This is a genomic window from Brooklawnia cerclae, from assembly GCF_011758645.1.
Taxonomy (GTDB): Bacteria; Actinomycetota; Actinomycetes; order Propionibacteriales; family Propionibacteriaceae; genus Brooklawnia; species Brooklawnia cerclae.
Window position 1 is genome coordinate 2,724,974 of the sequence record NZ_JAAMOZ010000001.1, and the last position, 19,283, is coordinate 2,744,256.

Annotated in this window: 17 protein-coding genes and 1 tRNA gene; 11 read left to right on the forward strand and 7 right to left on the reverse strand. The window is 67.2% G+C overall.

Translation table 11 applies throughout. From position 1 onward, the window contains the following. Positions 1–15: 15 nt before the first annotated feature. The 7 genes from FB473_RS12575 (at position 16) to FB473_RS12605 (ending at position 7,802) form a co-directional block, all read left to right on the forward strand. The gene (locus FB473_RS12575; RefSeq protein ID WP_167168283.1) at positions 16–1,281 is read left to right on the forward strand and encodes a DUF2318 domain-containing protein; all 1,266 of its coding nucleotides are present in this window, start codon (positions 16–18) and stop codon (positions 1,279–1,281) included. A 2-nt stretch (positions 1,282–1,283) separates the two neighbouring features. Next, positions 1,284–2,552 carry an ABC transporter permease gene (locus FB473_RS12580; RefSeq protein ID WP_167168286.1) on the forward strand — a complete coding sequence of 423 codons (1,269 nt, stop codon included), beginning with the start codon at positions 1,284–1,286 and terminating at the stop codon, positions 2,550–2,552. Positions 2,553–2,556: 4 nt separating this feature from the next. Then, the gene (locus FB473_RS12585; RefSeq protein WP_208390551.1) at positions 2,557–3,687 is read left to right on the forward strand and encodes an ABC transporter permease; all 1,131 of its coding nucleotides are present in this window, start codon (positions 2,557–2,559) and stop codon (positions 3,685–3,687) included. A gap of 2 nt (positions 3,688–3,689) precedes the next feature. After that, positions 3,690–4,442, forward strand: a complete 753-nt coding sequence (locus FB473_RS12590; protein ID WP_167168289.1) for an ABC transporter ATP-binding protein — start codon at positions 3,690–3,692, stop codon at positions 4,440–4,442. Continuing rightward, positions 4,439–4,882 (forward strand): FMN-binding protein, encoded by a 444-nt coding sequence (locus FB473_RS12595; protein WP_167168292.1) that lies wholly within the window; start codon positions 4,439–4,441, stop codon positions 4,880–4,882. The genes FB473_RS12590 and FB473_RS12595 overlap by 4 nt, the downstream gene beginning before the upstream one ends. After that, on the forward strand, positions 4,869–5,801 hold the full coding sequence (locus tag FB473_RS12600) for an FAD:protein FMN transferase (RefSeq protein ID WP_167168295.1): 933 nt from the start codon (positions 4,869–4,871) through the stop codon (positions 5,799–5,801). Before FB473_RS12595 ends, FB473_RS12600 begins: the two co-directional genes overlap by 14 nt. 537 nt (positions 5,802–6,338) lie before the next feature. After that, entirely contained in the window at positions 6,339–7,802 is a 1,464-nt protein-coding gene (locus FB473_RS12605; RefSeq protein ID WP_208390553.1) for an Nramp family divalent metal transporter, read from the forward strand. Between the two features lie 232 nt (positions 7,803–8,034). Here FB473_RS12605 and FB473_RS12610 read toward each other — a convergent pair whose 3' ends face one another. Together FB473_RS12610 and FB473_RS12615 are read right to left on the reverse strand one after the other, a co-directional pair. After that, positions 8,035–8,499, reverse strand: a complete 465-nt coding sequence (locus tag FB473_RS12610; RefSeq protein ID WP_167168298.1) for a hypothetical protein — start codon at positions 8,497–8,499, stop codon at positions 8,035–8,037. Between the two features lie 911 nt (positions 8,500–9,410). Next, positions 9,411–9,489 (reverse strand) — tRNA-Gln (locus FB473_RS12615). Between the two features lie 51 nt (positions 9,490–9,540). Between FB473_RS12615 and FB473_RS12620 the strand changes: the two genes are divergently transcribed. Beyond that, a complete protein-coding gene (locus FB473_RS12620) occupies positions 9,541–10,299 on the forward strand; it encodes a TetR family transcriptional regulator (protein ID WP_208390554.1) in 759 nt (252 codons plus the stop codon). 276 nt (positions 10,300–10,575) lie between these two features. Here FB473_RS12620 and FB473_RS12625 read toward each other — a convergent pair whose 3' ends face one another. The 5 genes from FB473_RS12625 to rsmI are packed head-to-tail and all read right to left on the reverse strand — an operon-like array spanning position 10,576 to position 14,704. Next, the gene (locus tag FB473_RS12625) at positions 10,576–11,100 is read right to left on the reverse strand and encodes a MarR family winged helix-turn-helix transcriptional regulator (protein WP_167168302.1); all 525 of its coding nucleotides are present in this window, start codon (positions 11,098–11,100) and stop codon (positions 10,576–10,578) included. A gap of 11 nt (positions 11,101–11,111) precedes the next feature. After that, entirely contained in the window at positions 11,112–12,074 is a 963-nt protein-coding gene (locus tag FB473_RS12630) for a 4-(cytidine 5'-diphospho)-2-C-methyl-D-erythritol kinase (protein ID WP_424945229.1), read from the reverse strand. Positions 12,075–12,097: 23 nt separating this feature from the next. Beyond that, positions 12,098–12,952, reverse strand: a complete 855-nt coding sequence (gene rsmA / locus FB473_RS12635; RefSeq protein WP_167168309.1) for a 16S rRNA (adenine(1518)-N(6)/adenine(1519)-N(6))-dimethyltransferase RsmA — start codon at positions 12,950–12,952, stop codon at positions 12,098–12,100. Further along, the gene (locus FB473_RS12640) at positions 12,945–13,829 is read right to left on the reverse strand and encodes a TatD family hydrolase (RefSeq protein WP_167168312.1); all 885 of its coding nucleotides are present in this window, start codon (positions 13,827–13,829) and stop codon (positions 12,945–12,947) included. The genes rsmA and FB473_RS12640 overlap by 8 nt, the downstream gene beginning before the upstream one ends. Continuing rightward, on the reverse strand, positions 13,826–14,704 hold the full coding sequence (gene rsmI / locus FB473_RS12645; RefSeq protein WP_167168315.1) for a 16S rRNA (cytidine(1402)-2'-O)-methyltransferase: 879 nt from the start codon (positions 14,702–14,704) through the stop codon (positions 13,826–13,828). The genes FB473_RS12640 and rsmI overlap by 4 nt, the downstream gene beginning before the upstream one ends. 348 nt (positions 14,705–15,052) lie before the next feature. On the opposite strand from rsmI, the gene FB473_RS12650 reads away from it, so the two are divergent. From FB473_RS12650 to eutC, 3 genes are all read left to right on the forward strand, one after another. Then, positions 15,053–16,612 (forward strand): dolichyl-phosphate-mannose--protein mannosyltransferase, encoded by a 1,560-nt coding sequence (locus tag FB473_RS12650; protein WP_167169614.1) that lies wholly within the window; start codon positions 15,053–15,055, stop codon positions 16,610–16,612. Positions 16,613–16,806: 194 nt separating this feature from the next. Beyond that, positions 16,807–18,219: an ethanolamine ammonia-lyase subunit EutB gene (locus tag FB473_RS12655; protein ID WP_167168319.1), complete on the forward strand. Its 1,413-nt coding sequence runs from the start codon at positions 16,807–16,809 to the stop codon at positions 18,217–18,219. Then, complete coding sequence (eutC, locus tag FB473_RS12660; protein WP_208390555.1) at positions 18,216–19,028, forward strand: ethanolamine ammonia-lyase subunit EutC; 813 nt, start codon at positions 18,216–18,218, stop codon at positions 19,026–19,028. Before FB473_RS12655 ends, eutC begins: the two co-directional genes overlap by 4 nt. The last annotated feature ends 255 nt before the right edge of the window (positions 19,029–19,283 follow it).

Below are 19,283 nucleotides of genomic sequence, written 5' to 3' on the forward strand. Positions count from 1 at the left end.
GCCGAGCATCACATCATGCTGGAACTGTTCGTCACTTCTGTCCAAAGTGCGCTGCCGCTATGCCTGGCGGTGGCGATCCTGCTTGCCAGCCGCGCCTACTCGCCCAAAGAACGCCGGACCACGGCCCGGATCACCACGGCCGTGGGCGGTGCCGGCCTGGCTGCCGCCGCCGTCGTGGCCTGGCTCCGGCTCAACACGACCTTCATCGACGTCCCGACCTTCAACGCCTACGTCGGCCCCGTCATGTTCGCGGCGGTCACCGTCTTCCTGGTGGCCGTCTGGATCTTCGGCGGACGAGATCTGCACGACATCGACCAGAGTCGGCGACACCGCTTCCTGGCCGTCACCAGCCAGGCGGGGCTGGCGACCACCTCGGTGTTCTACGGGTTCACCTACTTCTTCGACATCAGCGGGATCGTCCCCATGGGATCGAGCCTGCTGGACACCGAGAGCCTGCTCCGGCTCGCCGGCTACGCGCTCGGCACCGTCCTGGTGATCGTGGCCTCGTGGGGCTACGTCATCTCGGCGGCCCGGGTGCCGAGCTACCTTCGTTCGGCCATCACCACCATCGTCTTCGCGGCGATGATCCTGCCGCGGGCGATCCTGCTCTACCAGCAGTTCGCGACCCGGCGGATCGTGCCGCGCAGCGCGCTCGTCTTCGACTGGGTGCTCTGGATCCAGAAACACGAGGCCGCCACGCAACTCGCGCTGGCCGTCCTGATCGCCGTCCCCGGCATCGTGGCGCTGTGGACCCATCCACGTGGCAGGCTCGGCAACCCCGCACAGGTCAGGCTGCGCAAGGCCGACCAGATCTCGCGACGCAAGTTCCTCGCCCTGTCGGTGGCTGGCTCGGTGGTCTTCGTGGCCGCCCTGACCGAGGGCAAACGCCGTGCCGAATACGTGCCCGAGCTCTCGGCGATCGAGCCGTCCGAGATCGAGGGCGACTCGGTCACCGTGTCGCGCGAGCTGGTCAGCGACGGTCACCTGCACCGGTTCGCCTACCGGTCCACGGGCAATGTCGAGGTGCGGTTCATCGTGATCAAGAAGAACGAGATCGCCTTCGGCACAGGCCTGGACGCCTGTGAGATCTGCGGCGACTCGGGCTACTACGAGGACAAGGGCAAGGTCATCTGCAAACGCTGCGGCGTCATGATGAACATCCAGACCATCGGCTTCGAAGGTGGCTGCAACCCGATCCCCATCGCCTACGAGATGTCGGCGGAAAAACTCAGTTTCTCAGTGGCAGAGCTCGAGAGCCACGCGAACGTATTCGAGAAGTGACCATGTTCTTTTGGCGAATGATCGGCCGTGCCCTGCGACGCCAGGTGAGCAAGCGCCTGATGATCGCGGTGACGATCCTGCTCGGCTCCAGTCTGGCGACGTCCATGTTCGCCGTCATGCTGGACGTCAGCGACAAGGTCCAGGCCGAGCTCGGCTCGTTCGGGGCCAACATCCAGGTGCTGCCCCAGGGCGCCTCGATCGTCTCCGACATGTACGAGGTCGACTCGGGTGCCTCGGCGGGCTCGATCCGCGAGGACGAGCTGCCGAACCTCAAGACGATCTTCTGGGCCTACAACATCGAGGACTTCGCGCCCTTCCTGGACACCACGGCCGCCGTGGACGGCGTGGACGTCCCGGTGGTCGGCACCTGGTTCGACCAGGAGCTGACCACGGCCACCGGTGAGACGCTGAGCACCGGGATCACCAACCTGCGCAGCTGGTGGGCGATCACCGGATCGTGGGCGCAGGCGCCGGACGAGGTGATGGCCGGCAGCCGCCTGGCCTCCCAGCTCGGCTGGGAACCGGGCGACCGGGTGACCCTGGGCACGGGGAACGCCCAGGTCGAGGTCACCGTCACCGGGGTCTTCCAATCCGGCTCGGACGAGGACAACCAGTTGTTCGTGCCGTTGGCCGTGGCCCAGCAGCTGGCCGATCGTCCCGGCGAGGTGGGAAGCATCGAGGTGCGCGCCATCACGACACCCGACAACGATCTGGCCGAGCGGGCGGCGCGTGACCCGTCCACCTTGTCGGCGGACGAATGGGAGACCTGGTACTGCACCGCCTACGTCAGTTCGATCGCGTACCAGATCGAGGAGGCCATGACCAACGTGGCCGCCAAGCCGGTGCGCCAGGTCGCCGACACCGAGGGCGTGATCCTCAACAAGACACAGCTGATCATGTCGGTGGTGGCCATCTTCGCCATGGTCGCGGCTTCCCTGGGCATCGCGAACCTGGTGACCGCCTCGGTCATGGAGCGCTCGAAGGAGGTCGGTCTGATGAAGGCGCTGGGCGCGCGCAACAAATCGATCGTCGGGCTCATCCTGACCGAGACACTCGTCGTCGCGCTGATCGGCGGAGTCGCGGGCTTCGGGGTGGGCATCGGTCTGGCACAACTGGTCGGACGCCTGGTCTTCGGGTCGGGCATCACCATCCGGCCGATCGTGCCACCACTGATGGCCCTGGTGATTCTGCTCACGGTCGTCATCGGCTGTCTGCCCGCCATGAGATATCTGCTGAGGCTCCGGCCGGCCCAGGTACTGCACGGGAGGTGATGGGATGAACAACCGGCACAAGATGTACCTGCGGATGATCACGCAGTCGTTCTGGCATCGGCTGTCGCGCGTGATCATCGCGTCCCTGTCGATCGCGGTGGGAGCCGCCACACTGTCGGGTCTGGGCCTGGTCGCCTACACCGTGCCCGCGCAGATGTCCAAGGAACTGCGCTCGTACGGTGCCAACCTGATCGTGTTGTCCGACGGTTCGCAGAGCCTGACCGACGCACAGCTGGCAGCCGCGGACGACGCCGTGGGCGACGCCCGGCTCAGCCGCGCGCCCTACCAGTACACGAACCTGCTGTACAACCAGCAGGCGCTCCAGGTGATGGGCACGATCGTGGACGACGCCTGGGCCGTGCGTCCGTACTGGGAGATCGACGGCGAGCTGCCGAGCGGGCCCGATCAGATCCTGGTCGGTGAGAACGTGGCCGAGCTCTACCGGTTCGACGTGGGCGAGACCGTCGGGCTGACCGAGCCGACCGTGGCCGACGGCACCGCCAAGCGGCTCACCGTCAGCGGGATCCTGCGCACCGGTGGCGCGGAGGACGACCTGATCGTCATGAGCCTCGACACCCTGAAGGAGTTCACCGGCGGCGTGAGCGAGTACAACATCATCGAGTACTCGGTGAACGCCGACGAGACGCGGCTCGGCGCCCTGGTCGACGACATCGACGCCACCGACGCGGGCATGGACGCCGAGGTGGTGCGGCGGATCAGTCAGACCCAGACCGGCATCGCCCAGACCTTGCAGACACTCATCTGGATCGTCAGCGTCATCATCTGCCTTCTGACCCTGATCTCGATCTCGGCCACCCTGAACGCGATCGTCTCGGAGCGCTCACGCGAGATCGGTCTGAAGAAGGCCCTCGGCGCACTGTCGAGGGACGTCATGAACGAGTTCGTCGGCGAGTCTGTCCTGCTCGGCCTGATAGGCGGTGTGGCGGGCGTGGCGGCCGGAATCTGGATCGCCAATTTCATCTCGCTGAAGGCGTTCGCCGTGCAGCTCGATATCAACTGGTGGGTGGTGCCGATCACCTTGGTGTTCTCGGTGGTCATCTCGCTGGCGGGCAGCCTGCTACCGGCCCGCCGGATCTCGAGGATCAGACCCGCCGATGTGTTGGGAGGAGAATGACGATGACCCAGGCGTCAACCACAAGGGGCCCGGAGCCGACCGACCGCTCCATCTACTCGGTGCGCAACGTCAGTCGCCGATACGGCGAGCTGGCCGCGCTCGACGATGTGAGCCTCGAGATCACCCGCGGCGAATGGCTGTCGATCGTCGGCCCGTCCGGTTCGGGAAAATCGACCCTCATGAACATCCTGGGCTGCATGGACAGCCCGACCGACGGCATCGTCCTGCTGGAGGGCGACAGGCTCGACAAGATGGGCGAGCCGGAGTTGGCGACCGTGCGGCGCGAGAAGATCGGACTGATCTTCCAGCAGTTCCACCTCGTCCAACACCTGACGGCGTGCGAGAACGTGATGCTCGCGCAGCACTACCATTCGATCCCCGACGAGAAGGAGGCCCTTGCGGCCCTCGAGCGGGTAGGCATGGCCGAGCGCGCGACCCACCTGCCGCGCGAGCTGTCGGGCGGTGAACAACAGCGCGTCTGCGTCGCTCGTGCGCTGATCAATCACCCGGACGTCATCCTGGCCGACGAACCCACCGGCAACCTGGACGAGGTGAACGAGCGGGTCGTCATCGACTTCTTCCATCAGCTGCACGATGCCGGCACCACCCTGATCGTCGTGACCCACGATGCCGAGGTGGCCGCCCAGGGGCAACGGCAGATCATCCTGGAGCACGGCAGGATCGCCCGGGAGGTCACCGACGTCCTGAGCACCCCCACCAAGGGCAAGCCTGTGACCAGGACGGAGATCCGATGACGCGCAAACGCGATGCTGCAGTGATGCTGGCCGCGGTGATCGGGGCGGCGGTCCTCAGCGGGTGCGGCGGTTCCACCCCGGCAGCCAACTCGCTGCCGGACGGGCAGTACACCGGGCAGTCCGAGGCAGACAGCGACGGCTCGTACGGGGTCGTGAATTTCACGGTCAGCAGCGGAGCCGTCACCGCGGCGAGCTTTGTCGTCTACGACCAGGACGGCACCCCGCACGACGAGAGCTACGGGCTGGGCAGCGACGGCAAGCCCGTCGACGAGACCTTCTACCAGCGCGCCCAGAACGCGATCGCGGCCGAGAAACAGTACGTGGCCGAGTTCGAGGAGTCGGGCGATCAGGAGCAGGTCGAGCAGGTCGCGGGCGCCTCGCTGTCGTACCGGCAGTTCCAGGCCGCGGTCGAGGACGCCATCGCGAATGCCTCCCAGTAGGTCGGCCGGAGCCGGGCTCACCTTTCCCACGATGGGCACTCTCGGGCACGCCTCGTGGACCCCGCCCGGGCTCGACATCGGGCGGCAGCTGCACGACCGGGCCGGACGGATCGAGCGGCGGCTGACCCGATTCCGGGACGACTCCGAGATCACCGGGTTGTCCACGTCCTGGTCGGAGGTCTCGGACGACACCGCTGCCGTCCTGGCCGCCTCGGAAGCGCTGCGCGCGCAGACCAACGGGCATTTCACAGCCCTGCTCGGCAGGCAGACACGGGCCTGGGAGCAGGTCGCGGCCGGATCACGGCCGGGGGTACCCGGCTCTTCCGCCGCCGCGGGACGCATAGAGGTGGACGGCAACCGGGCGCGGCTGGTGGCCGCCCCGCCCAGGTCGGTCGATCTGGGCGCTATCGCCAAGGGGTACGCCGCCGACCAATTGCGCGATCTTGCGGTCGGCCTGGGCGCCGAGGACGTCCTGATCGGCCTGGGCGGCTCGTCCATCGCGGTCGCGGGCGAACCCGCCGCGATCGGCCTGGCCAGCCCCTGGCAGGGATGGGAAACCTTCGGGACGCTCACCCTGGCGTCGGGGTCACTGTCGGTCTCGGCCGATCCGGGGACCCCGATTCAGGGCGGTCGCCGACGCAGCCACGTACTCGACCCGGCCACCGGTGCTCCCGCCGTCACGGACCTGTGCGCAGCGGTGGTCTGCGGTGCGGACGGCATGGCCTGCGAGGCGTTCTCGACCGCCTATCTCGCGATGGGGCTGGACGCGGCCATGCGGCTCGACCTGCGACATCCCGAACTCGACTCGGTCTTCATGACGGTGGACGGGCGGGTGCTGGCCAGCCCCCGGCTGACGATCACGGCGAAGCCCGGCGTCCAGGAATGGCTCAGGCGGCAACGCAGCGGCGCGTCCCGCTGATCTGTGCCGCGGTCAATGGCGGCCGGACGATGCCACGGCCCCGAAACTCACCATTACCGCGCCGACGACGGTGCCGGTGAACAATCGCGGATGCGGCTCCGCAGCCCACGAAAAGAGCTCGTCTCGACATCATTTCCCCTCTCGGTGTCAGTCGCTCGGTGGTCCCTCCACCTTCCCGCGCGCACTATTGTCTCCCGCGCACGAGATTTCGATCGCGGGAGATGATTGTGCGCGCGAAAACCCCGATCGGTGAGCACATGCGTGTCTGGCAGTAGGTGGTGGCGGGATCGCGGCGCGAGATGCCGGACACCCCGATGCCGGTGGCCATCGCGAGCGGTACACCCCTGGCGGCAACGCGGTGCGGGGGCTCAACGCTGACCTACGAATCTCCGCATAAAGAGCACCCCGGTGCAGACGGACTCTGGATAAGTATTGACTTTTGTTGTATCCGATCTTACATTCGGGCCAACCAATCGGTAGCACCTCGACGTTGAGGTGAGAGGTCCCACTTTCGCGCTCACAATGGAGTGAACAACCATGTCGATAGTCCCACCTTCCCTACCCGACAACAACATGGACGCCAGAACCCCAGCCGCTGCGGAATCCGCGCCGGTCGACATCATCGCTGCGAACAAGAATGCCGATCCCTACGTATTGGATCCATCCAAGGTGATGGAGCCGCCGAAGGGCTGGGCCGCAAGCCTGCGCTTCTTCGGGCCAGGAATGGTCGCGACCGCCGGAATCGTCGGTTCTGGCGAGCTGATCACCACCACAACGCTGGGGTCCAGGGCCGGGATGACGCTGCTCTGGCTGATTCTGGTCTCCACCATCGTCAAGGTGGCCGTCCAGATCGAACTCGCCCGCTGGTCGATCTCCACCGGCAAGCCCGGCATCTTCGGATATGACCACGTGCCACCCAAGATAGGCAAGCGCAGCTGGGCGTCCTATCTCGTCCTGCTCCAGTTCGTCCAATTCCTCGCCAACCTGGGTGGCATCGTGGGCTCGGCAGCGGTCGCCATGTCGATGCTGCTGCCGTTCGGCGGTGATCCGTTCTCAGCCGTGTCGATCGGCATCTGGGCATGGATCTTCACCATCATCGTGATCGCCATCCACCAGCTCAACCGCTACTCCTTGATCGAGACGGTCTCGACCGGTCTGGTCCTTCTCGTCACCATCGCGGTGATCGTGATGGTCTTCGGCATCCAGGCGACGCAGTTCGCCTGGACAGCGGGAGACCTTGCCGACGGCATGAGGTTCCAGGTCTCCGCCGGCGCGATGGGCATCGCGCTGTCGATGTTCGGCCTGACGGGCGTGAACGCCAACGAGATCTCCGGCTACACGTTCTGGGTCGTCGAGAAGGGCTATGCCACTTGGACCGGCCCGAACGACGGTTCGGATGACTGGGTGCGACGCGCCCGTGGGTGGATCTCGGTCATGAAGAAGGACGCCTGGGTGTCGTGGTTCGTGTACACGCTGGCCACCGTGGCGTTCTACATCCTGGGTGCGACCGTGCTGTACAAACAGGGCATCAGCCCGACCGGAACCGATCTGATCGAGACCATCTCCCATATCTTCACCGACACCCTCGGTCCCTGGGTCGGCCCGCTGTTCCTGCTGCTGTCCGCCATCACCCTGGCGAAAACGCTGTTCACAGCCGTACCCAACCTGTCCCGGCAGTTCACCGCGTCCCTCGCGGTGTTCGGCCTGTTCGACTGGGCCGACGCCAAACGACGAAACCTGGTCCTGCGAATCCTCATGGTCATCCTGCCGCTGTGCTGGGGCCTGACCGCCACGCTGATCCAGCAGCCCCTGCAGCTTGTCATCCTGGCAGGGATCCTGCAGGCGGTATACCTGATGATCATCGCGATCGCCACGGTCTACCTCTCCTTCACGGAGACCGACAAGCGGATCAAGGACGGCTCGCCGACAACGGTTTACCTGCTGATATCGGCCGTCGCCATCTTCGCCGTGGGCGTGCTCGCCCTCGCCGATGCTTTCTGAACGGTTCTCCGCTAAGTCGTGATCACCGAGCGCCTGAAGGACGAGCTGCAGCCTCCTGCCTTCCCGCGCACTCAGTCGTTTCCCGCAGTCGAAATCTCGCGCGCGGGAAACGACTTTGCGCGCGGGAGCCGGAAACTTCCCACCATCCCGCGCGGCTGGGCAGGCAGATGCCCAGCCTGGAAGCGACCGACGGCCGGATCGCGGGCGCACGCGGCCGGGCACCCGGCGGCTGTCAATCGCGGTTGGACGATGCCACGGCACCGAAACTCACCATCACCGCGCCAACGACGGTGAGAGTGAACAACACGAGCGACAGCAGCATGCTCGGCCAAGCCGACTGCCCGAATCCGTCGTCGAGGACGACGAGCTGACCCAACAGCCCGACACCGATGGCCACCGCGAGCGACACGAAACCGATGATAATCAGGCGTCTACCCGTCTGTATACCGACTCGCTGACGGGAGGGGATTCCATCCGCCCAGGCGCAGGCGAGCAGCACACCCACCACCACCAACGCAACCGTGCGAACGTCGGAAAGCAGCCAGATGACAAGCGGGGAAATCGCAAATGTCAGGTTCGCGCGCAACAGTATATCGATGGCAACTGCAATCACAAATGCTGCTCCAGCACCAGCGGAAAGTGACCTTTTCGACACCGCTTCTCCTCTCGACGTTGAGGCGGCCGGGATGACACTCATAGTTACACCACCCCGGCCGCCATCAGACAGATGGCTAGACCACGAAAGCGCCAGCCCAGCCAGTCATTGTGCTGTTGCTCAGAATAACGGCGGGAGTCGAGGCCACTGGGCCCCAAGTCTGGACGATAGTGCGATCATAACAGCCAGCACCAATCCAACGTTCCTGCCAAGTATTGTCGATCCGCCATGCATAGTAGCGAGCCTGCCAGCAAGAAGTACCGTTAGAATTCGGGTCCGTCGTACGAGTGTACGAGATCTTCGCGCTTGAATCAGTGCCGATATATCCGCACGGAGCATTGTAGCGCAGACCAGAGGTGAAGGCTGGCGAGACCCCGGACCAACGACACGACGCGGCTTTCTGGACTTGTTCAGGCGACTGACCCTTGAACGGCTCTCCCTCCGTTGTGAGCCAAACTGTATCTGCAGGAACGTCCGGATCCACCCAGATGTCAGATCTGTCCAGGATCGATGTGGGGAGACCGTCAATCACCTCCTGAGGCACATCCGGATTGGCACGACCAATCGCGGTGTCCAGTCGGTTTGCTCCCGACGCAGTGTCATCAGGCGAGGCATATGCCGTCGGGGCGTAGAACAGCCCGCTCACTAGCAGCAAAGGTACAGCGAACATTAGTAGTCGACGGAGTCGCATTACGTCACCACTTCCAAAGGGGTTATTGGTCATTGTGATTGTTGAGCAGTAAATCTCCTCCACTGCCGCAGCTTCGCGAGAAGTGGAGCACTCCCAAGCATGCTACGTACGAACCGCTATCATGGTCGTTCGAGGTCTCCTATAGGAAGGATTATTGCTCGAGGCCTAATTTGAGCCGACTTCGATGCGCATGATCGGAGTCGGGATATCTCCAGATTCTCCGCATCGGCGTTTTACTCCAAGGTGCCGATCACGCTCTGAGCTCCCCGGGCAGGAGTCGAACCTGCGTCGCTAGTCCTGATTCAAAGTCAGGCGGGCCCTGCCGGCAGACCAACCGGGGAACGGTCACTTCGGCGAGTGACTCCCCTACTCTACGGGGTCGGCCACCGCGTATGCACATACGGCTGTGGGAGACTGGACCGGTGAGGACCAACGAACCCCAGCGTGCCCGGCGGGGCAGGCGGCGGATGACGAGCGCCGAGAGGCGCGAGCAGCTCATCGTCATCGCCCGCGGCCTGTTCGCCGAGCGTGGGTTCGACGGCACCAGCGTCGAGGAGATCGCCGCGCACGCCGAGGTCAGCAAGCCCGTCGTCTACGAGCACTTCGGCGGCAAGGAGGGCCTCTACGCGGTCGTCGTCGACCGGGAGGTGCTCGCCCTGGAAACCGCCATCCAGGACGCCCTGGCCACACCGAACGCCAACTATCGCGAGATCATCGAACGCGGCACCCTGGCGCTGCTCGACTACATCGACACCTGCCCCGACGGTTTCCGGATCATCGCGCGCGACTCCGCGATCCCCGCGACGAAGGGAAACTTCGCGTCCATTCTCAGCGACATCACCGCCCATGTGGAGGACATGCTGGTGTGGCCGCTGGCCCGGCGCGGATACAACCCCCAACTGGGACGCGTGTTCGCCCAGGGGCTCGTCGGCCTCGTGGCCAGTGCGGGTCAGTCGTGGCTCGATCTGCGTCAGCCTCCGAAGGAGGAACTCGCCGCCCAGCTGGTGAACCTCGCATGGAACGGCCTGGCCAACCTCGAGAAGCATCCGAGGCTCCGTAGCGCCCCGAAGCCCGAGCCCGCGGTCGCCCCGGCCACCGATAGCACACAGGACCCCGCCGAAACCGAACCCGGCTCGGCCACGAAAGGGTGAGAGCGACCGCGGACGCTCGTCGAGCCCGTCGAGACGAACGCGCCGGACGCAGGTCCTTTCGACAAGCTCAAGGACCGAAACAACAAGCTCAACGACCGAAACGGCGGTTGAGCTCGTCGAAACCACCACCACGACACGGACCGAAACGGTGGTTGAGCCCGTCGAGACGAACGCGCCTGACGCAGGTCCTTTCGACAAGCTCAAGGACCGAAACAACAAGTTCAACGACCGAAACGGTGGTTGAGCTCGTCGAAACCACCACCACGACAACGACCGCTACGACCCCTGGCTGATCAGCAGCGTCCGCAGGAGAACGCCCAGCGTCCGGAACTCCTCGTCCCCCAACCCCGTCGCCAGCGAGCGCTCCGCGGCGAGCAGATCGGCCATGGACGCGTCCACTCGAGCGCTCCCCTCGGCCGTCAGCTCGACGAGGACGCAGCGGCCGTCACTGGGATGCGCGAAACGGCGCACCAGACCGCGGCTCTCGAGCCGGTCGATGCGGTTGGTCATGGTGCCGGACGTGACGTGCGTCTCACGGACGAGTCTGCCGGGCGACAGCCTCGGCGGATCGCCGGCCCTGCGAAGAGCGGCCAGGACGTCGAACTCCCAGACCTGGAGCTCATGAGCGGCATAGGCGCGGGCACGCGCCCCGTCCAGCAGCTGGGCCAAGCGGGTGATCCGCGACCAGACCTCCATCGGGCAGGTGTCGAGATCGGGACGCTCACGCCGCCAGGCCGCGAGCACGTGGTCGACCTCGTCCCGCTCGGTCGTCGCACAACCATGGGCAGATGTCAGGTCCATGTCTCAGTCCATCACACCCGTGCCACGGGCAACGCCGCGGCACACGGTCCCGGCACCGGGCCGGTGACCCGCTGCACCGCACGGACGCCACGAGCCGATGACAGCCCGCCGGCGACGGCACCGGCATGCCGCTCGTCCGCGCACAAGAACACGCAGGTGGGCCCGGAGCCCGACACGATCCCGGCCAGCGCGCCGACCGCCAGACCAGCGTCCAACGTTGCGGCGAGGCCGGGGTGGAGGTCGACGGCAGCGGCCTGAAGATCGTTGCGCAGCAGGGGCGCCACCTCCCGCGGGTCGCCCGATTCCAGGGCCGCGATCAGGTCGGTGGGCACGCCCGAATCGGGGACGAGCCCGTCGTGCGCCGTCAACTCGTCGAAGCGCCGGTACACCGCCGGGGTCGACAACCCGTCGGGGGCCGCTGCCACCACCCAGTGCAGCGGTACGGCACCGGCCAGCGGATGCAGTCGCTCGCCGCGCCCGCGGCCGAGGGCGTTTCCGCCCAGCAGGGAGAACGGCACGTCGCTGCCCAGCTGAGCCCCGAGCGCCAGCAGTTCCCCCGGGGGCACATCGAGACCCCACAGACGAGCGCAGGCCACGAGAGCCCCCGCCGCGTCGGCCGAGCCGCCGGCCATGCCCCCCGCCAGCGGCACCCGTTTCTCGATGCGGAGATCGGCGCCGAGCCCGGGCTCCCCGGCTTGCTCGCGCAACAACAGCGCCGCACGAACGGCCAGGTTGGTCTCGTCACACGGCAGGAGTTCGCTGCCCTCGCCGCTCATCGTCAACGTGATGCGACCGTCGCGCCGGCCGACGGCGACGACGTCGTCCCACAGCGACACCGCGTGGAACACCGTGGACAGATCGTGGAAGCCATCGACCCGGCGCGATCCGACACACAGCGCCAGGTTGATCTTCGCCGGCACTCGCACGTGGATCCGTTGCGAAACGACCGGGGATGATGGATTCCTCACCCCGATACGGTAGCCGACCGGCGAAAGTTTCAGGACACGGGGGTCGACAACTGCTCGGCGAGCCGAGCGAAATCCTCGATCGCCAGCACCTCGCCACGGGCGGTCGGATCGCATCCGGCCGCCTCGATCGCACCGGTGGCCGCCGCGGACGAGCCGAAGAGCCCCGACAAGGCGGAGCGGAGCATCTTGCGGCGCTGGGCGAAGGCCGCGTCGATCACCCGGAACACCTGTTCGCGGGTCGCGGTGGTGGGCGGCGGGTCGCGGCGGACGATGCGCACGAGCCCCGAATCGACGTTGGGCACCGGCCAGAACACGTTCGGCGACACCGTGCCGATCCTGTCGGCCCCGGCGAACCAGGCGAGTTTGGCGCTCGGTACCCCGTACACCTTCGAGCCGGGGCCCGCGACCAACCGGTCGGCGACCTCCAGTTGCACCATCACCAGCCCGTTCGCCCATCCGGGGAAGGTCGCGAACAGGTGCAGCAGCACCGGCACGGACACGTTGTAGGGCAGGTTGGCGACCACGGCCGTGGGCTCGGGCCCCGGCAGCGTGGTGACCTCGAGCGCGTCCGCGGCCACCACGCGGAGCCGTTCGGCGTTGCCCGGTTGGAGTTCCGCGACCGTTTCGGGCAGCAGCCGCGCCAGGGCCTCGTCGATCTCGATCGCCGTGACGGCGGCCCCGGTCTCCAACAGGCCCAGGGTCAGCGATCCCAGCCCCGGCCCGACCTCCAGCACGACGTCGTCCGCGCCCACACCTGACTTCTGGACGATCCGGCGCACCGTGTTCGCGTCCACCACGAAGTTCTGCCCGCGTGACTTGGTGGGACGAAGCCCGATGCGCCCGGCCAGGGAACGCACCCGCTTCGGGTCGAGAAGTTCAGCCATCGATCGCCCCCGGCTGCGAGACTCCCCATTCGCCCCCGAAGGCGGAAACGGCGTTGGCCGCGAGCCGCGCACACAGCTCCCCCAGGTCGGTGTGCAGCTGGTCGGCGAGGAATCGCACCGTGTGCGGCACGAGATAGGGGGCGTTCGGTCTGCCGCGCCGTGGCACCGGAGTGAGGTAGGGGGCGTCGGTCTCGACCAGGATCCGGTCGGGGGGTGTGAGGGCGAGCGCTTCGCGCATCTGGTGATTCGGCTTGTAGGTGACATTTCCAGCGAAACTGAGCCAGGCGCCGTGGTCGAGGCAGCGGCGAGCGAACTCCGCGTCCCCGCTGAAGCAGTGGAAGACGACCCGCTGCGGCCAGCCCTCTTCGTCGAGGATGCGGGCGATGTCGTCGTGTGCGTCGCGATCGTGGATCACCAGCGTGCGATCGTGGCGCCTCGCCGTGGCGATGTGACGCCGGAACATCAACTGCTGACGCGCGATGCCCTCGTCCTCGCGAGTGCGGAAGTAGTCGAGACCGGTCTCCCCCACCGCACGCACATGAGGCCCCGACCCGGCGATGCCCTCGATAGTGCACCAGGCCTGGGATGCCTGAGTGTCACTCATGCGCGCGGCATCGTTGGGATGGACCGCGACCGCGGCCACGACCTGCGGGTTGGCGGCGGCCAGCCGCGCTGCCCACTCGGAGCTGGGCACGTCGCAGCCGATCTGCACGACCCTGTCGATCCCGACGGACGCCGACAGCGCCAGGTTGTCGGCCACACGCAGGCCCGAGTTCTCCTGGGTCGAGTCGAGATGCGTGTGCGAATCGACCGTCGCAACGGGCAGCGGCTCGGGCAACGGCGGCAGGCCGAGGCGCTCGATCATGGTTCCGGTCATCGATTCCCCTCGTCAGTGCCGGACGACCGCTGCACCAGCGCCCGTTCGTAGAGTTCGCTGCGGCGCACGCCGGTGGCATGTGCCACCTCGGCCACCGCCGCGCTCAGCTTCCCGCCGGAGGCCACGATCCCGCGGACGCGTCCCAGCGCCTCGTCCCAGTCGCCCGACCGGGCCGGAGCCCCGCCGACGACCACGGTGACCTCGCCGCGGACCCCCTCGTCCGCCCAGGTCACGAGCTCGGCGAGGGTGCCCCGCACGACCTGTTCGTAGGGCTTGGTGAGCTCACGGCACACGGCGGCCGGACGATCGTCCCCGAACTCGGACGCCGCGTCGGCCAGGAACCGCGCCAGCCGGTGCGGTGCCTCGAAGAAGACCATCGTCCGGGGCTCGGCCGACAGCTCGGACAGACGGCGACGGCGTTCCCCGGGCTTGCGGGGCAGGAATCCCTCGAAGCAGAACCGGTCGACAGGCAGCCCGCTGATCGCCAGGGCCGTGAGCACCGCGGACGGCCCCGGAACCGCGGTCACCGGGATGCCGGCCTCGATCGCCGCGACGACGAGGCGATATCCCGGGTCGCTGACCGACGGCATGCCCGCGTCGGTGGCGACCACGACGACCTTGCCCTCACCCATCGCCTCGACGAGCCCGGGAGTGCGGCTCGCCTCGTTGCCCTCGAAGTAGCTGACGACGCTCGCCGCCGTCTCGATGCCCAGACGGGCGAGCAGGGTGTGGAGCAGGCGCGTGTCCTCCGCGGCGATGACATCGGCGTCCGTGAGGGCGCGGACGAGGGCCGGCGAGGCGTCCGCGGCGTCCCCGATGGGGGTGCCCGCGAGCACAAGACGTCCCTGACCGTCGGCGAATTCCGCTCTGCTCACGCAGACGAGACTAACGCCTCGGGCCCGGGCAGGCTCCGGGCTCGTGTAGGCCCCCGGACGGACGCGGGCTCAACTCACCGAACCCGCTGAAACCCGGTTGCCGGGCACAGCCGTGACCAGGTTCCTTCAATTGTTGTCCACGAAAACCCCCACTAGGGAAGATGCTCCAACATCGCGCCAGCTACGCGAATTTGAAGGAACCTGGTCACGCTCTGCCAGCTACACCCCCTGCCTCACAACCAGGCCCCCTACTATGGCCGGGTGACCACAACCCTGAGCGGCCTGATCGACCGGCTCCCCCGCGTCGCGTGGGCAGAGCGCATCAGGGGCACCTCACAGGCACCTTTGATGCCGACGATCGAGCGGCTGGACGACGCCGCCGTCCTGCGCCGCGACCGGGTCGCCGCCTGGGTGGTCACCGTGGCGATCGGCGCCCTCACCTTCTTCACGCGCATCGTGAACCTCTCGCGTCCCGCCAACCTCGTGTTCGACGAGACCTACTACGCCAAGGACGCCTGGACGCTGCTCCACTTCGGTTACGAGGTGGACTGGCCCGCGGACGCCAACGACCAGATCGTGGCGGGCAACACGAACGGCTGGGAGCAGACGGCATCGTTCATCGTCCACCCGCAGCTGGGCAAGTGGCTGATCGCGGGCGGCGAGTACGTGTTCGGCATGAACAGCTTCGGCTGGCGCATCGCCTCAGTGATTTTCGGCACGCTGCTGGTCATGGCGACGGTCCGCATGGCCCGGCGCCTGTCGCGCTCGACGTTGGTCGGCGGGCTGGCCGGGTTCTTCCTCGCGATGGACGGCCTCACCTTCGTCATGAGCCGCACCGCCTTGCTGGACGTCTTCGAGGCGGCCTTCACCGTCATGGCCGTGGCCTGCTTCGTCGCCGACCGCGACTGGTTCCGGCACCGGTTGGCGGAGTATCTGCGGAAGAACGGCCTGGTCGACCTCGGGGGACGATTCGGCCCGCTCCTGCTGTTCCGGCCGTGGCGTCTGGCCTCCGGCGTGCTCTTCGGGCTGGCCTGCGGGTGCAAGTGGAACGCCATGTACGTGCTGGCGGCCGTGGGCGTCATGTCGCTGATCTACGACATGGCCTCGCGCAAGACCGCCGGGGCCGGGCCGAAGGCGTTCCGGTCGATGTTCATCGACGCACCGCTGGCCTTCGTCCAACTGGTCGTGACGGCGCTGCTCGTCTACGTCGCCACATGGTGGTCGTGGCTCACCACCGACGGCGGCTGGGCACGCGACTACGGGCGCGAGAACCCCGACGACTTCTGGGTGCGCCACCTGGGGGACGCCTTGGGCTCCCTGGTGCACTACCACCAGCAGATCTTCGACTTCCACACCGGCGACTGGATCGCCGAACAGACACACGTCTACGAGGCTCATCCGGCTGGCTGGCTGGTGGTCGGGCGGGTGATCGGCATCGACGCCGTCAACGACATCAAGCCCGGCGTCGACGGATGCACCGCGACCGGCTCCGACACCTGCCTGCGCGTGATCTCGGGCATGGGCACGCCGTTCCTGTGGTGGTTCGCCGCGATCGCGATCGTCATCGGGCTCGGACTGTGGATCCTCGGCCGCGACTGGCGCTTCGCCGTGCCGCTGGTGGCGGGTCTGGTGCCGTGGCTGATGTGGTTCCCGAACGCCGACCGGCCGCTGTTCTACTTCTACGCGATCATGGTCATCCCCTTCACCGCGACCGTGCTGGCCATGGTGCTCGGCAAGATACTCGGCCCCGCCGACGGCGGGCTGCGAAGACGCCGGGGGGCGATGATCGTCGGCACGGTGGTCGTCATCGTCGTCGCGAACTTCTGGTTCATCTACCCGATCCTCACCGACCAGTTGATGACCCGAACCATGTGGAGCCTACGCATGTGGTTCCGCAGCTGGATCTGAGGGTCTGCCGGACGCTCCGCGACGCCGCGAGCTCACCGGTTCCACGCCTGTGGAGGCTGCCGGGACCAGCGACGAGTTGTCGAGGGGCTCGATCGGCGTCCTTGCCCGAACGGTCTCCGGCACATCTGAAACACGCCGGTAACCCGTCCCTAACAATCCCCGCGTAGACCTTGATGGTGGCACAGAGGAGCACCATGATCACCAGTCAGACGGTCAACGGCCACACCTACCGCTTCGACTCGCTCGTCGATCTGCTGGCGCGGGCGACACCGCTCCGGTCGGGCGACGAGCTCGCCGGATGCGCGGCCGGGTCGGAGGAGGAGCGGGCGGCGGCCCAGTGGGCGCTCGCCGACGTCGAGTTGCGGACCTTCCTCACCGAGGATGTCGTCCCCTACGACACCGACGAGGTGACCCGGCTCATCCTCGACACTCACGACACCGAGGCGTTCGCCGAGGTCTCCCATCTGACGGTGGGTGGGTTCCGCGACTGGCTGCTGGAAACGGCCGCGCGTCCGGACGCCCACATCGTCCTCAGCCGCATCGCGGCCGGCCTGACCCCCGAGATGGTGGCCGCGGTGAGCAAGATCATGCGCAACCAGGACCTGATCGCGGTCGCCCGCGCCTGCCGGGTGGTCACGAGATTCCGCACCACGATCGGCCTTCCCGGCCGCATGGCCACCCGCCTGCAGCCGAATCACCCCACTGACGATCTCCAAGGCATCGCCGCCTCGATCCTGGACGGCCTGTTGCTCGGCTGCGGCGATGCTGTCATCGGCATAAACCCGGCCGGCGACTCGCCCCAGGTGACCGCCGATCTGGTGAGCATGGTCGACCAGGTGCGGCGGGCCTACGAGATCCCGCTGCAGTCGTGCGTGCTGGCCCACGTCACCACCACCATCGGCCTGATCGAGGCGGGCGCCCCCGTCGACCTCGTGTTCCAGTCGATCGGCGGGAGCGAGGCGACCAACGCGTCCTTCGGGGTGAACCTGGCCCTGCTACGCGAGGGGCGCGAGGCCGGCCTGTCGCTCGGCCGGGGAACCGTCGGCGACAACGTGATGTACTTCGAGACCGGCCAGGGCTCGTCGCTGAGCGCCGGCGCCCACCTGGGCACCGGCGGCCGTCCCGTCGACCAGCAGACCCTGGAGGCCCGGGCCTACGGCGTCGCACGCGAGTTCAAGCCGCTGCTGCTGAACACCGTGGTCGGGTTCATCGGACCGGAATACCTGTACGACGGCAAACAGATCATCCGCGCCGGTCTGGAGGACCATTTCTGCGGCAAGCTGCTCGGCGTCCCCATGGGCGTGGACGTCTGCTACACCAACCACGCCGAGGCCGACTTCGACGACATGGACACCCTGCTCACGCTGCTGGGCGCGGCCGGGGTGAACTTCGTCATCACGGTGCCGGGCGCGGACGACGTGATGCTGGGCTACCAGAGCCTGTCGTACCACGACGCCCTCTACATCCGGAACGTGCTCGGGTTGCGCTGCGCGCCCGAGTTCGAGGCCTGGCTGGTCGCCCAGGGGATGGCCGAGGAATCCGGCCGGATATCGGGGGCCGAACTCGGCAAGTCCGGACTACGTGAACTGGTGGGAGGTCTGCGATGAGCGCACAGATCCAGCCGGACGATCGGACGCCCGCCATCGAGCCGTCCGTGACCGGGCCGTCGGTGACCGAGCCGCTCGGCACCGACCCGTGGGCGCCGTTGCGGCACACCACCCAGGCCCGCATCGGGCTGCCCCGGGCGGGCATGGGCATGACCACCTCGACCGTCCTCGAACTCCAGGCGGCGCTCGCCGCCGCCAGGGACGCCGTGCACGTGCCGCTCGACGTGGACGTGCTGCTCCCCGGGCTGGAGGCCCTCGGCCTCGGGACGCCCACCGTGCTGCGGAGCCAGGCATCCGATCGCAGCGTGTACCTGCGGCGTCCCGACCTCGGCCGGGCACCCGAGGGCCTCGACCTGCTGCCCACAGGCTCCTGGGACGTGGGACTCGTGGTGGGCGACGGGTTGTCGTCCAAAGCTGTCGCCGAGCACGCCCTCAACCTGCTCACGGCGCTGGTGGCCGCGCTTCGGGACGAGGATCTCTCGCTCGCGCCGCCGGTGCTGGTCACCCAGGCGCGGGTCGCCGTCGGCGACTGGATCGGGCAGGCGATGGGGGTGCGCACCGTGCTGACGCTGATCGGGGAACGCCCCGGCCTGAGCGTGGCCGACAGCCTGGGCATCTACCTCACCCACGATCCGCGGCCCGGCCGTACGGACGCCGAGCGCAACTGCATCTCGAACATCCACCCGCCCGAGGGGCTCGGCTACGCCGAAGCCGCCGCGACCGCCGCACGGCTCGTCCGCGGGGCCCGTGCGCTGGGACGCTCAGGAGTGGACCTCAAGGATGTCGAGAGCGCACCCGAACTCTCCTGACCGCCTGTTGGTGGCCGAGCCTGTCGAACGACGGCTGAGCCTGTCGAAGCCACTCGAGAAGAACGACGGCTGAGCCTGTCGAAGCCACCCGAGAACGTCCTTTCGACAAGCTCAAGGACCGTCACAAGTAACCCGGCTCAAGGAACGACAAGCCGAGCCTGTCGAACCACGACCGAGGAAGAACGACGGCTGAGCCTGTCGAACCACGACCGAGGAAGAACGACGGCTGAGCCTGTCGAAGCCACCCGAGGAAGA